This window comes from Streptomyces sp. BF23-19, from assembly GCF_041106355.1.
Classification (GTDB): domain Bacteria; phylum Actinomycetota; class Actinomycetes; order Streptomycetales; family Streptomycetaceae; genus Streptomyces; species Streptomyces virginiae_A.
Genome location: NZ_JBGBPT010000075.1, coordinates 36554 through 47597, shown reverse-complemented (window position 1 = coordinate 47597; position 11044 = coordinate 36554). Strand labels below are relative to the sequence as shown.

13 protein-coding genes, 1 tRNA gene and 1 pseudogene are annotated in these 11044 nt (G+C 73.4%); 5 read left to right on the top strand and 10 right to left on the bottom strand.

Going from position 1 to position 11044, the window contains the following annotated elements; all coding sequences use genetic code 11:
• Together AB8A24_RS32765 and AB8A24_RS32760 are read right to left on the bottom strand one after the other, a co-directional pair.
• On the bottom strand, positions 1 to 1528 hold a 1528-nt coding region (locus AB8A24_RS32765; RefSeq protein ID WP_369478305.1), incomplete at its 3' end, for a DEAD/DEAH box helicase.
• 101 nt (positions 1529 to 1629) lie between these two features.
• On the bottom strand, positions 1630 to 1833 hold the full coding sequence (locus AB8A24_RS32760; protein WP_030010141.1) for a cold-shock protein: 204 nt from the start codon (positions 1831 to 1833) through the stop codon (positions 1630 to 1632).
• A 436-nt stretch (positions 1834 to 2269) separates the two neighbouring features.
• Between AB8A24_RS32760 and AB8A24_RS32755 the strand changes: the two genes are divergently transcribed.
• Positions 2270 to 2911, top strand: coding sequence for an SIMPL domain-containing protein (locus AB8A24_RS32755; RefSeq protein WP_266390426.1), 642 nt, complete (start codon positions 2270 to 2272; stop codon positions 2909 to 2911).
• Positions 2912 to 2923: 12 nt separating this feature from the next.
• On the opposite strand, the gene AB8A24_RS32750 is transcribed toward AB8A24_RS32755, so the two are convergent.
• From AB8A24_RS32750 to AB8A24_RS32735, 4 genes are read right to left on the bottom strand one after another with little or no spacing between them, the layout of a single operon-like run.
• Positions 2924 to 4081 carry an acetyl-CoA C-acetyltransferase gene (locus AB8A24_RS32750; RefSeq protein WP_328963737.1) on the bottom strand — a complete coding sequence of 386 codons (1158 nt, stop codon included), beginning with the start codon at positions 4079 to 4081 and terminating at the stop codon, positions 2924 to 2926.
• 26 nt (positions 4082 to 4107) lie between these two features.
• Positions 4108 to 4737, bottom strand: coding sequence for a TetR/AcrR family transcriptional regulator (locus AB8A24_RS32745; protein WP_266390432.1), 630 nt, complete (start codon positions 4735 to 4737; stop codon positions 4108 to 4110).
• Between the two features lie 15 nt (positions 4738 to 4752).
• The gene (locus AB8A24_RS32740) at positions 4753 to 5535 is read right to left on the bottom strand and encodes an SDR family oxidoreductase (RefSeq protein ID WP_328963736.1); all 783 of its coding nucleotides are present in this window, start codon (positions 5533 to 5535) and stop codon (positions 4753 to 4755) included.
• Positions 5532 to 5681 carry a hypothetical protein gene (locus AB8A24_RS32735; protein ID WP_266390438.1) on the bottom strand — a complete coding sequence of 50 codons (150 nt, stop codon included), beginning with the start codon at positions 5679 to 5681 and terminating at the stop codon, positions 5532 to 5534. The genes AB8A24_RS32740 and AB8A24_RS32735 overlap by 4 nt, the downstream gene beginning before the upstream one ends.
• Before the next feature lie 38 nt (positions 5682 to 5719).
• On the opposite strand from AB8A24_RS32735, the pseudogene AB8A24_RS32730 reads away from it, so the two are divergent.
• From AB8A24_RS32730 to AB8A24_RS32720, 3 genes and pseudogenes are all read left to right on the top strand, one after another.
• A pseudogene (locus tag AB8A24_RS32730) lies at positions 5720 to 5824 on the top strand (enoyl-CoA hydratase); the annotation flags it as partial.
• The gene (locus AB8A24_RS32725) at positions 5824 to 6969 is read left to right on the top strand and encodes an acyl-CoA dehydrogenase family protein (RefSeq protein WP_328963734.1); all 1146 of its coding nucleotides are present in this window, start codon (positions 5824 to 5826) and stop codon (positions 6967 to 6969) included. The pseudogene AB8A24_RS32730 and the gene AB8A24_RS32725, both read left to right, overlap by 1 nt.
• On the top strand, positions 6969 to 7964 hold the full coding sequence (locus tag AB8A24_RS32720) for an acyl-CoA dehydrogenase family protein (protein ID WP_369478304.1): 996 nt from the start codon (positions 6969 to 6971) through the stop codon (positions 7962 to 7964). Before AB8A24_RS32725 ends, AB8A24_RS32720 begins: the two co-directional genes overlap by 1 nt.
• Here AB8A24_RS32720 and AB8A24_RS32715 read toward each other — a convergent pair.
• Together AB8A24_RS32715 and AB8A24_RS32710 are read right to left on the bottom strand one after the other, a co-directional pair.
• Positions 7945 to 8670: a class I SAM-dependent methyltransferase gene (locus AB8A24_RS32715; protein ID WP_328963732.1), complete on the bottom strand. Its 726-nt coding sequence runs from the start codon at positions 8668 to 8670 to the stop codon at positions 7945 to 7947. The genes AB8A24_RS32720 and AB8A24_RS32715 overlap by 20 nt on opposite strands.
• 69 nt (positions 8671 to 8739) lie before the next feature.
• Complete coding sequence (locus AB8A24_RS32710; protein WP_328963731.1) at positions 8740 to 9288, bottom strand: hypothetical protein; 549 nt, start codon at positions 9286 to 9288, stop codon at positions 8740 to 8742.
• A 42-nt stretch (positions 9289 to 9330) separates the two neighbouring features.
• Between AB8A24_RS32710 and AB8A24_RS32705 the strand changes: the two genes are divergently transcribed.
• Positions 9331 to 9404 (top strand) — tRNA-Ser (locus AB8A24_RS32705).
• Here the strand turns inward: AB8A24_RS32705 and AB8A24_RS32700 are convergent.
• Both AB8A24_RS32700 and AB8A24_RS32695 read right to left on the bottom strand, forming a co-directional pair.
• Complete coding sequence (locus AB8A24_RS32700; protein WP_369478308.1) at positions 9359 to 10156, bottom strand: alpha/beta hydrolase; 798 nt, start codon at positions 10154 to 10156, stop codon at positions 9359 to 9361. The genes AB8A24_RS32705 and AB8A24_RS32700 overlap by 46 nt on opposite strands.
• 155 nt (positions 10157 to 10311) lie before the next feature.
• The gene (locus AB8A24_RS32695; RefSeq protein WP_328963730.1) at positions 10312 to 11043 is read right to left on the bottom strand and encodes a glucose 1-dehydrogenase; all 732 of its coding nucleotides are present in this window, start codon (positions 11041 to 11043) and stop codon (positions 10312 to 10314) included.
• Position 11044: the final 1 nt, after the last annotated feature.

The window sequence follows — 11044 nt, the reverse complement described above, 5'->3', positions numbered from 1 at the left end:
CCGAACCGGAAGCCGCCGGGGCCTGCCCGGAGGAGGCGCCCCCACCGGTACGACGGCCGCGACCGCCGCCCGCCGGAGCGCCGCCCGTGGCGGAACCCGTGCGCGGCCCGCCGCCCGAGCGGCGGCGCGCGCCGGAGCCCGAACCGGAGCCGGAGCGCTGCTTGGGCGCGGTCGGCTGCGGAACCTCCAGCACCACCGGGATGCCCGAGGGCTCCTTGGCGCCGGTCAGTCGGGCCAGTTCCTCGTCGGAGGACTTGATCTGCGCGGTGCGCGGGGAGATCCCGGCGTCCGACATCAGGCGGGTCATGTCCCGCTTCTGGTCGGGGAGCACCAGGGTGACCACGCTGCCGGACTCACCGGCACGGGCGGTACGGCCGCCGCGGTGCAGGTAGTCCTTGTGGTCGGTGGGCGGGTCCACGTTGACCACGAGGTCGAGGTCGTCGATGTGGATGCCGCGCGCCGCGACGTTGGTGGCGACCAGCGCGGTGACCTCGCCCGTCTTGAACCAGTCGAGGGTGCGGTTGCGCTGCGGCTGGGAGCGGCCGCCGTGCAGGCCGGAGGCGCGTACGCCGTCCGCGAGGAGCTTCTTGACCATGCGGTCGACCCCGCGCTTGGTGTCGACGAACATGATCACCCGGCCGTCGCGAGCGGCTATACGCGTCGCCACGGCCTTCTTGTCGGTCTCGTCCATGACGTACAGGACGTGGTGCTCCATGGTGGTGACCGCGCCGGCCGACGGGTCGACGGAGTGGCCGACCGGGTCGGTCAGGAACATCTTGACGAGCTTGTCGATGTTCTTGTCCAGCGTCGCCGAGAACAGCATCCGCTGGCCGCCGGCCTCGACCTGCTTGAGCAGCGCCGTGACCTGCGGCATGAAGCCCATGTCGGTCATCTGGTCGGCCTCGTCGAGGACGGTGATCGAGACCTGCGAGAGGTCGGCGTCACCGCGGTCGATGAGGTCCTTCAGCCGGCCGGGGGTGGCGACGAGCACCTCGGCGCCGCGGCGCAGGGCGCCGGACTGCCGGTTGATCGACATGCCGCCGACGACGGTGGCGATGCGCAGGTTGACGGCCGTGGCGTACGGCGCCAGGGCGTCGGTGACCTGCTGCGCGAGCTCACGGGTCGGTACGAGGACCAGCGCGAGCGGCGCCTTCGGCTGCGCGCGGCGGCCGGCGGTACGGGCCAGCAGCGCCAGGCCGAAGGCCAGCGTCTTGCCGGAGCCGGTACGGCCGCGGCCGAGCAGGTCACGGCCGGCGAGGGAGTTCGGCAGCGTCGCGGCCTGGATCGGGAACGGCTCGGTGACGCCCTGGGCGGCGAGGGTCTTCAGCAGCGCCTCGGGCATGTCCATGTCGCCGAACGACTCGACCGGCGGCAGCGCCGGGGCGATCGGCTCGGGCATGGTGAATTCCTGGGGCCGGGCGACGGGCGCGGACTTCTGCCGTCCCGCGCCAGACTTCGGACGCCCCTGGGCCGCACCTCGACCCCGGGTGGGGCGGCGGCTGGGTCGTGCGGAGCTGGAGCTGGTCATGCGAGAAAGCCCTCCTGAAACCGACAGGTAAAACAAAGGTCGAAACAGCAGACAAGCCGGGGCCCGCACCTCGCGGTGCGGACCCCGGCATGCTGAAGAACTTAGGCGGGGATGATGTTCTCCGCCTGGGGGCCCTTCTGGCCCTGGGTGACGTCGAAGGACACGCGCTGGCCCTCCTGGAGCTCACGGAAGCCCTGGGTGGCGATGTTCGAGTAGTGGGCGAAGACGTCCGGGCCGCCACCGTCCTGCTCGATGAAGCCGAAGCCCTTTTCCGAGTTGAACCACTTCACGGTGCCAAGTGCCATTTTAAATCTCCTGAATAGGCGGCAAAGGGCCCCATCCGGAGATTCCGGCAAAACAATAAAAGCGCCTGCGGAGCATTCCCGTCAGGCGCACATAAAGTTCATGGGTACCACAACTGCAACGAGCTCTAAGCTAGCACACCTCGCTGCGGGGAGTCCCGGGGCGAAGGGTGTGACCTGCGCCCTCCGTCGCGTCGGCGGGTGGTGCGCCGACCTGCCCGGTAGGGCCGTCGGCGGGCCACAGGCCCCGTCCCCCTTGGGTCGTGGGCGGTCCCGGCCGCTCCGGGCGCTCACTCCGCCCCGGTGGCCCGCCTCCGCCCAGGGCGAAAAGATTCATCCCTAGGGGTCGGACCGGGCCGGCCGGCACGGGCGACCACGGGCGACCACGGGCCGGCGGAAGTCCCTGGCGGCCCCCCGCCCCAGCTGGTTTGATCATGGAATGGCAGCGATCAAGGAGCCCTGGGGGCTCAGTGTGCTCGGTGCGGGCAGTGTGTCCGCCGAACCCCGACTCGCCCACGTGGACCTGGCGGTCGATCTTCTCGCCCCGACCCCGAAGGCGGCCTTCGCCGAGGCGGGCACGGCCGTGACGCGGCTGCGGGGCGTCCTGCGCGAGCACGGCATACCGGACTCCGACGTGTCCGGCTCTCGGCTGCAGCTCACCTCGCAGTACCGGGGCTACGGCGCCGACCGGACCTTCCACGGCTACGCCTGCGTGGCCACGTACACGGTGCGGACGGAGGCGCTGGCCGGGCTGGAGCTGCTGATCGAGGACGCGGTCACGGCCGGCGCGAACCGCGTCGACGCCGTGCGGTTCGAGGTGGACGACAAGCCCGCGATGCGCGACGAGGCCCGGCGCCGGGCGGTGGCGGCCGCCCGGCGCAAGGCCGAGGTGTACGCGGAGGCGTGCGGACTGCGGCTGGGGCCGGTCGTCCACATCGAGGACGTCGACCCGGAGTCGGTGGGCGGCCACAGCCACGGCCGCCGCACGGGCGGGGACCCCGAGGACGACGGCGCCCTCACCCCGGGCTCGGTGCGCGTGGAGGCGGCCGTGCTCCTGGGCTTCTCCCTGCTCCCCGAGTGAGCGGTACCGCCGCTACAGCCGCTCGATGATCGTGACGTTGGCCTGGCCGCCGCCCTCGCACATGGTCTGGAGGCCGTAGCGGCCTCCGGTGCGTTCCAGTTCGTGCAGCAGGGTGGTCATCAGCTTCACCCCGGTGGCGCCCAGCGGGTGGCCCAGGGCGATCGCCCCTCCGTTGACGTTGACCCGCTCCGGGTCGGCGCCGGTCTCCTTCAACCAGGCGAGCACCACCGGGGCGAACGCCTCGTTGATCTCCACCAGGTCGATGTCGGCCAACGACATGCCGGTCTTCTTCAGCGCGTACGCCGTGGCCGGGATCGGCGCGGACAGCATGCGGATGGGGTCCTCGCCCCGTACCGAGAGGTGGTGGATGCGGGCGCGCGGCCGCAGGCCGTGTTCCCGCACCGCCCGCTCGGAGGCGATCAGCATCGCGGCCGCGCCGTCCGAGACCTGGGAGGAGACGGCCGCCGTGATGGTGCCGCCCTCGACCACCGGCTTCAGGGTGGCCATCTTCTCCAGGGTCGTGTCCCGGCGCGGGCCCTCGTCCACGCTCACGTCCCCGTACGCCACCGTCTCGCGCGCGAAGCGGCCCTCGTCGACGGCGCGGATCGCCCGCCGGTGGGAGCGGAGCGCGAACTCCTCCATGTCCTGCCGGGTGATCCCCCACTTCCGCGCGATGAGCTGCGCGCCGTGGAACTGGTTCACCGGGGCGTCCCCGTACCGGGCTCGCCAGCCCGCCGAGCCCGCGTACGGCCCCTCCGTGAGTCCCAGCGGCTCCGCCGCCTGCCGCGAGGCGAAGGCGATCGGGATCATCGACATGTTCTGGGTGCCGCCCGCGACCACCAGGTCCTGGGTGCCGGACAGGACGCCCTGCGCCGCGAAGTGCACGGCCTGCTGCGAGGAGCCGCACTGGCGGTCGACGGTGACCCCGGGCACCTCCTCGGGCAGGCCGGCCGCCAGCCAGGCCGTCCGGGCGATGTCACCGGCCTGCGGGCCCACCGTGTCGAGGCAGCCGAACACCACGTCCTCCACGGCGGCCGGGTCCACCCCGGACCGCTCGATCAGTGCCTTCAGGACGTGTGCGCCCAGGTCGGCCGGGTGGACGGCGGCCAGGCCGCCGTTCCGCCGCCCCACGGGGGTGCGTACCGCATCGACTATGTAGGCCTCGGGCATCGGGACTCCTTGGACGGTCGGGGCTGTCAGGTGGGGCGCAGTGCGATGCCGTCCAGCACCATCGACAGGTACTGGCGGGCGATCTCCTCGGGGCTGTGCTGTCCGCCCGGCCGGTACCAGGAGGCCGCCACCCACACCGTGTCGCGCACGAAGCGGTAGGTGAGGCGGATGTCGAGGTCGGCGCGGAAGACCTTGGCCTCGACCCCTCGCTCCAGCGTCCCCAGCCAGGCCTTCTCGAACTTCTGCTGCGAGTCGGACAGGTAGTGGAAGCGGGGCTGGGCGGAGAGGGTGCGGGACTCCTTCTGATAGATGGCGACGGCGGCGCGGTGCCGGTCGATCTCCCGGAAGGACTCGGTGACGAGGGCCTCGATGGTCTCCCGGGGGCCGAGACCCGCGGCGAGGACGGTGTCGTACCCGTCCCACAGTTCGGTCAGGAAGGCCGAGAGGATCTCGTCGAGCATCGATTCCTTGGAATCGAAGTGGTAGTAGAGGCTGCCGGCGAGCATGCCGGCGGCGTCGGCGATCTTGCGGACAGTGGTGGCGTTGTAGCCCTGCGCGGCGAAGACCTCGGCGGCGGTGTCGAGGAGTTCACGACGCCGTTCGGGGGAGGCCGTCACCTGTGGCTTCTTCTGGGATGTCGGCTTGTTCGTTGGCACGCGTCCATTCTCGGGCTACGCGTGCTGGCTGCTGACCGACACCGTCTCGCCGGTCATGTACGACGAGTAGGCGCTGGCCAGGAAGACGATGACGTTGGCGACCTCCCAGGGTTCGGCGTAGCGGCCGAAGGCCTCGCGGGCGGTCAGTTCGGCCAGCAGTTCCTCGCTGGTGACCTTCACCAGGTGCGGGTGCATGGCCAGGCTCGGGGCGACCGCGTTGACGCGTACGCCGAACTCGGCGGCCTCCAGGGCCGCGCAGCGGGTCAGTGCCATCACCCCGGCCTTGGCGGCGGCGTAGTGGGCCTGGCCGGTCTGGGCGCGCCAGCCGATGACGGAGGCGTTGTTGACGACGACTCCGCCGCCGCCGGACGCCTTGAACGCGCGCAGGGCGGCGCGGGTGCAGCGGAAGGTGCCGTTCAGGGTGACGTCGAGGACGCGGGACCACTGGGTGTCGGTCATGTCGACGAGGGCGGCGGTGCCGCCGAGGCCGGCGTTGTTGACGACGATGTCGAGGCGGCCGTGGGTGTGTTCGGCGAGTGCGAAGAGGGCCTGGACCTGATCCTCGTCGGTGACGTCGCAGGGCAGGGAGGTGACGCGGTCGGCGCCGAACTCGGCGGCGAGCGCCTCCTCGGTCTCCTTCAGGCGGCGGGCGTGGGCGTCGCCGATGACGATGCGGGCGCCTTCCTCCAGGAGGCGGCGGGCGGTGGCTCCGCCGATCCCGGCCCCGGCGGCGGCGGTGACGACGGCGGTGCGGTCCTTCAGCAGTCCGTGCCCGGGGACATAGTCGGGGGTGTTCACGCCCGTACCTCCTGGGGAAGGCCGAGGATCCGCTCGGCGATGAGGGCGAGGGCGCCGTCGGTGCGGGCGAGGGCGGCGAACTCGCCGGTGAGGTGGGCCCGTAGCCACCCCCGGACCTCGATGCGGAACTCCTCGACGCTGCTCATGGCCGTACGTTAACCTACCAAACACTTGTTAGGGAAGCTCGGCGTTCGGCCTGCACCACCTGGCGCACGCGCACAACGCGGAGAGCGCGGCGGACTCGCTCGGCGGCGTCGACATCGCCGCCCTGAAGGAGGCGAACACCTGATGGAACTCACGCACACGGCGGACGTGGAGGCCTTCCGGGCCGAGGCCCGGGACTGGCTGCGCGCCCACGTCCCGGCCCGGCCCCTGCCCTCCCTGGAGACGGCCGAGGGCTTCGCGGCGCACCGGGAGTGGGAGGCGCTGCTGCACGCGGACCGCTGGTCGGTGGTGTCGTGGCCCGAGGAGTACGGGGGCCGGGGCGTCGACATCGTCACGTGGCTGGTCTTCGAGGAGGAGTACTGGGCGGCGGGCGCGCCCGGCCGGGTCTCGCAGAACGGCATCAACCTCCTCGCCCCCACCCTCTTCGACCACGCGAGCGCGGAGCAGCGCTCGCGGGTGCTGCCGTCGATGGCGAGCGGCGAGGTGATCTGGGCGCAGGCCTGGTCGGAGCCCGAATCGGGGTCCGACCTGGCCTCGCTGACGTCGCGGGCGGTCCGGACGGAGGGCGGCTGGCTGCTGTCCGGGCAGAAGACCTGGTCCTCGCGGGCGGCCTTCGCGGACCGCGCCTTCGGGATCTTCCGTAGCGATCCGGACACCCCGAAACCGCACCAGGGGCTGACGTATCTGATGTTCGACCTGCGGGCGCCGGGGGTGACGGTGCGGCCCATCGGCCGGCTCGACGGCAAGCCGGCCTTCGCGGAGCTCTTCCTGGACGAGGTCTTCGTACCGGACGAGGACGTGATCGGGGAGCCGGGGCAGGGCTGGCGGATCGCCATGTCGACGACCGGCAACGAGCGCGGGCTGACCCTGCGCTCCCCCGGCCGTTTCCTGGCGGCGGCGGACCGGCTGGTCGGGCTGTGGCACGCGCAGGGGGACCCGTCCGACGGAGCGCTGCGGGACCGGGTGGCGGACGCGGTGGTCGGGGCCCGCGCGTACGAGCTGTTCACCTGGGCGAACGCCTCCCGCTTCGCGGCGGGCGAGACGATCGGCGCCGAGTCCAGCCTGAACAAGGTGTTCTGGTCGCAGTACGACATCGCCCTGCACGAGACGGCCCTGGACCTGCTGGGCGCGGACGCGGAGCTGGCGGAGGGCGAGTGGGCCGAGCCGTGGGTGTTCTCCCTGGCCGGGCCGATCTACGCCGGGACGAACGAGATCCAGCGCGACATCATCGCCGAGCGGCTGCTCGGCCTCCCGAAGGGCCGCCGCTGATGCGCTTCCTGCTGACCGACGAGCAGTCGGACTTCGCCCGTACGGTGCGCTCCCTGCTGGGTTCGGCGCGGGTCCCGGCGGCGGTACGGGCCTGGGCGGCCGGCGACGCCGGGCCCGGGCGGGCGCTGTGGGCCCGGCTCGCGGGTACGGGCCTGTTCGCGCTGGCCGCGCCGGAGGCCTACGACGGGGTGGGCCTGCTCCCGCTGGAGCTGTCCCTCGGCTTCGTGGAGCTGGGCCGGGCCGGGGTGCCGGGGCCGGTGGTGGAGAGCGCCGCGGCGGCGGTGCTGCTGGCGGAGCTGGCGGACGAGACGCTCGCCAAGCGGTTCCTGCCGGGGCTGGCGCGGGGCGAGGCGTCGGCCACGCTGACCCTGCCGGGCGGGAGCCCGTACGCCCTGGACGCGGACGCGGCGACGTACTGCTTCACCGTGTCCGCGGCCGGCGAACTGCGGCTGGCGGCCGGCCCCGGTGAGATCCTCCGGTCGACGGACCCCGCGCGCCGGCTGTCCCTGCCGCCGGCCGGCGGCGGTGAGTTGCTGGCGAAGGGCCCGGCGGTGGCCCGGGCGGCCGAAGTGGCCGGACGCTGGGCCCGGCTGCTGGCGGCCGCCCAGTGCCTGGGTGTCGGCGAGGCGCTGTTGGCCAGGACGGTGGAGTACGCGAAGCGGCGTACGCAGTTCGGGACGCCGATCGGGACCTTCCAGGCGGTCAAGCACCGGCTGGCGGACACCCTTCTCGACCTGGAGTTCGCGCGCCCGCTGGTGTGGGCGGCGGCCCTGTCGCAGGGGCCGGGTGAGGTCGCGGCGGCGAAACTGGCGGCCGGCGAGGCGTCGTACCGGGCGGCGATGACGGCGCTCCAGCTCCACGGTGCGGTGGGCTACACCGAGGAGCTGGACCTGTCGCTGTGGCTGCGCAAGGCCCGCCCCCTGCGCGATGCCTGGGGAACGCCGTCGGCCTGCCGGGCCGAGGTGCTGCGGTCCCTCACACCACCGCGACGTTGAGGCTCACGACGTACCGCTCCTCGACGATGCCGTCCGGGAAGAGCGGGCTCAGCAGTTCCCGCTCCGCCGCGAAGTACTCACGGGTGCGGGCCTCGCCCAGGACCAGGAAGGCGGAGTGGCTGGCGAGGTTGGCGAGGTGGTCGTCCAGCGTGATGCGCCGGGACCACGGCACCGAGCGGGTGGCGAACTCGCCGAGCCCCTCCGGCAGGGTGCGGTAGGTCTGCCCCTTGACCTCGAAGAAGACCCGGAGCCGCTCCTCCTGTTCGGCGGTCCACGGGACGGTGGTGTCCGTGTCGTTCCACCAGAGGGCGAGCGCGCCGCCGGGGCGCAGCACCCGCCGGGCCTCGGGCACGGAGCGGGCCGGGTCGGTCCAGTGCCAGGCCTGGGCGTAGGTGATCAGGTCGACGGAGCCGGTGGCCAGCGGCAGCCGGTCCCCGTCGCCGCGCACGATCGGGATGCGGGGGTAGGTGCGGCGGAACTCGGCGGCCATCCCGTCCCCGGGCTCCACGGCGACGACCTCGGCCCCGCGCTCGTGCAGGAGCGTGGTGGCGATGCCGGTCCCGGCTCCTACGTCGGCCACCCGGGTCCCGGCGAGCGGTCGACCGGTGAGGGCCTCGACGGCGTCGAAGAGGGCCGGGGGGTAGCTGGGGCGGTGGGCCGCGTACGAAGCGGCTGCTGCGTCGAAGGAACGGGCACGTGTCGTCATGCGTCCATTCTTTTCGATCACACAACCGGCAACAAGATCGGGGTACTTGCACCCTGCGATGGACACCCTTCAGGTCCGGGGGCGCAGGGAGAGCCGGCCGACGAGGACGGTCTGGAGCAGGATCAGGGCCCCGGTGCCGGCCACCGGCCAGAGCGGCCGGTCCGGGCGCCCGCCCACGGCCCAGGCCGGGCCGTCGGGGTCCACCGTCACGGTCAGTCGGGCGCCGACCGGGAGGTCCATGGCCACCGGGCCGGGCAGGTCCCGGCCGGCCGCCGTGCGCAGTCGCAGCGACGGGGTGGAGGTCGAGCCGCCCTCCTCCACGGTCCGCTCGGCGACGACCGCCTGTTCCTCCCGGCCACGGTCGTGGAGGGTGTGCCGGTCCCAGGTGATCCCGCCGGCCACCGCGATGCCGACCGCGAGGAGGGCGACGGAGGTGCGGGCGACGAACTCCGCGCCGGTGCCGTGCGGTACGGCCGCGCCGAGGACGAAGACGGCCAGCAGGACCGGGATCCAGGCGCCCTCGGGGCCCCGTAGCAGCCAGATCGCACCGAACTCCGCTGCCAGGAGAAGGCAGTTGCGCAGAACCGCGCCCGGCAGCCTCCGTATCAGTTCAGCCATGGACACATCATGCCCGGGGGGTCGGTGGGATCCGCCACCTGGGCGGGGTCGTTGCACAGAGGCGGTGCGCCTACTCCACTGCGGGAGGACGCCGGTTCGAATCCGGCCGCCCCGCCCTTCCCACCCCCGCCACCCAGGCCCCGGCCGCCCGGAGCGCGGCGGCGCCCGCCGGCAGCGGCAGGCCCAGGAAGCCGTGGAAGACCCCCGGGTGGAGCTGGAGCACGCAGTCGACGCCGGCCGCGGCCAGCCGGCGGGCGTAGCCGAGGCCCTCGTCGCGCAGCACGTCGCAGTCGGCGAGGACGATCAGTGCGGGCGGCAGGCCCGACAGGTCGGGGGCGCGCAGCGGCGAGACGTGCGGGTGCTCGGGGTCGCCGCCGTACTGGTCCCAGTACCAGGCCATGTGGGCGGCGGTGTGGAAGTAGCCCTCCGCGTACGTCTCCACGGAGGCGGAGTCCATCCAGGCGTCCAGCGGCGGATAGAACAGCACCTGGCCCGCGACGAGTTCGGGGGCGCGCAGGGCGGTCACGGCGGCGAGGTTGCCACCGTTGGAGTCCCCCGCCAGCACCACCCGGCCGGGGTCGCAGCCGAGCGCGCGGGCCCGGTCCCGGGCCCAGAGCAGGACGGTGAGCGCGTCGTCCGGCGCCGCCGGCCAGGGGTGTTCCGGGGCGAGCCGGTAGTCCACCGAAACGACCACCGCGCCCGCGGCCACGGCCAGGGAGCGGCAGGTCGCGTCGTGGGAGTCCGGACCGCACATGACCCAGCCGCCGCCGTGCAGGTACACGACCAGGGGCCGGTCGGCCGGGCCCGGCGCGGGATCGTAGATCCGGACCGGGACCCCGCCCGCGTCCGTGTCGGACACCGAGGCCATGGCCGGGCCCGCGCGGCCGGACCCGGACGCCGAGGCCGCCCGCAGGGCGTGGATGTCGCCCGGTCCGGGGAAGCCGGCGGCCATCGCGTCGCACAGCCGCCTGGCCTCGGGCGAGAGGGGGTCGGGGGTGTGGGGGTCGGGGGTGTGGGGGCCGCTCATGCCGTCGTCATCCCCCCGTCCACGGTGAACTCGCTCCCCGTCACGTACGAGGACGCGTCCGAGCAGAGGAAGAGGACCAGCTCCCCGACCTCCTCCGGGCGGCCCATCCGCCCCAGCGGTACGTGCGACCAGTCCCGGCCGGCCACCGCCTCGGCCACCATCGGGGTGTCGATGGCCCCCGGGTGCACCGAGTTGACCCGGATCCGGTCCCGGGCGAGGTCGAGCGCCGCCGACCGGGTCAGCCCGCGCAGCCCGAACTTGGTGGATCCGTAGGCGGCGTGGCCGGGTATCCCGACCAGTCCGGCGGTGGAGGAGATGTTGACGATCGAGCCGCCGCCGCCCGCGCGCAGCACCGGCGCGACCGCCTGGATGCCGTGGAACGGGCCGAGCAGGTTGACCCGCAGGAGCGCCTCGAAGTCCGCCGGCCGCTGCTGTTCCACGTGGGCGGTGCGCCACAGGGCCGCGTTGTTGACCAGGGCCGAGACCGTACCGAAGGCGCGGAGCGCCTCCTTCACCACCGTCGCCCAGCTCGCCGGGTCGGCCACGTCGTGGCGGACGTACAGCCCTTGGTCGCCGAGTTCGGCGGCCACCGCCCGACCCTCGTCCTCCCGTACGTCGGTGACGACGACCCGGGCCCCCGCCGCCGCGCAGGACCGGGCCTCGGCGGCGCCCTGGCCGCGCCCGGCGCCGGTGATCACGACGACCTTGCCGTCGAGCTGCTTCCCCATG

Bases quoted from the DNA above. Each gene is read 5' to 3' on its own strand.
- AB8A24_RS32760 (WP_030010141.1), bottom strand. From the start codon at position 1,833: ATGGCACTTGGCACCGTGAAGTGGTTCAACTCGGAAAAGGGCTTCGGC.
- AB8A24_RS32755 (WP_266390426.1), top strand. From the start codon at position 2,270: ATGGCAGCGATCAAGGAGCCCTGGGGGCTCAGTGTGCTCGGTGCGGGC.
- AB8A24_RS32750 (WP_328963737.1), bottom strand. From the start codon at position 4,081: ATGCCCGAGGCCTACATAGTCGATGCGGTACGCACCCCCGTGGGGCGG.
- AB8A24_RS32735 (WP_266390438.1), bottom strand. From the start codon at position 5,681: ATGAGCAGCGTCGAGGAGTTCCGCATCGAGGTCCGGGGGTGGCTACGG.
- AB8A24_RS32725 (WP_328963734.1), top strand. From the start codon at position 5,824: ATGGAACTCACGCACACGGCGGACGTGGAGGCCTTCCGGGCCGAGGCC.
- AB8A24_RS32720 (WP_369478304.1), top strand. From the start codon at position 6,969: ATGCGCTTCCTGCTGACCGACGAGCAGTCGGACTTCGCCCGTACGGTG.
- AB8A24_RS32715 (WP_328963732.1), bottom strand. From the start codon at position 8,670: ATGACGACACGTGCCCGTTCCTTCGACGCAGCAGCCGCTTCGTACGCG.
- AB8A24_RS32710 (WP_328963731.1), bottom strand. From the start codon at position 9,288: ATGGCTGAACTGATACGGAGGCTGCCGGGCGCGGTTCTGCGCAACTGC.
- AB8A24_RS32700 (WP_369478308.1), bottom strand. From the start codon at position 10,156: ATGGCCTCGGTGTCCGACACGGACGCGGGCGGGGTCCCGGTCCGGATC.
- AB8A24_RS32695 (WP_328963730.1), bottom strand. From the start codon at position 11,043: ATGGGGAAGCAGCTCGACGGCAAGGTCGTCGTGATCACCGGCGCCGGG.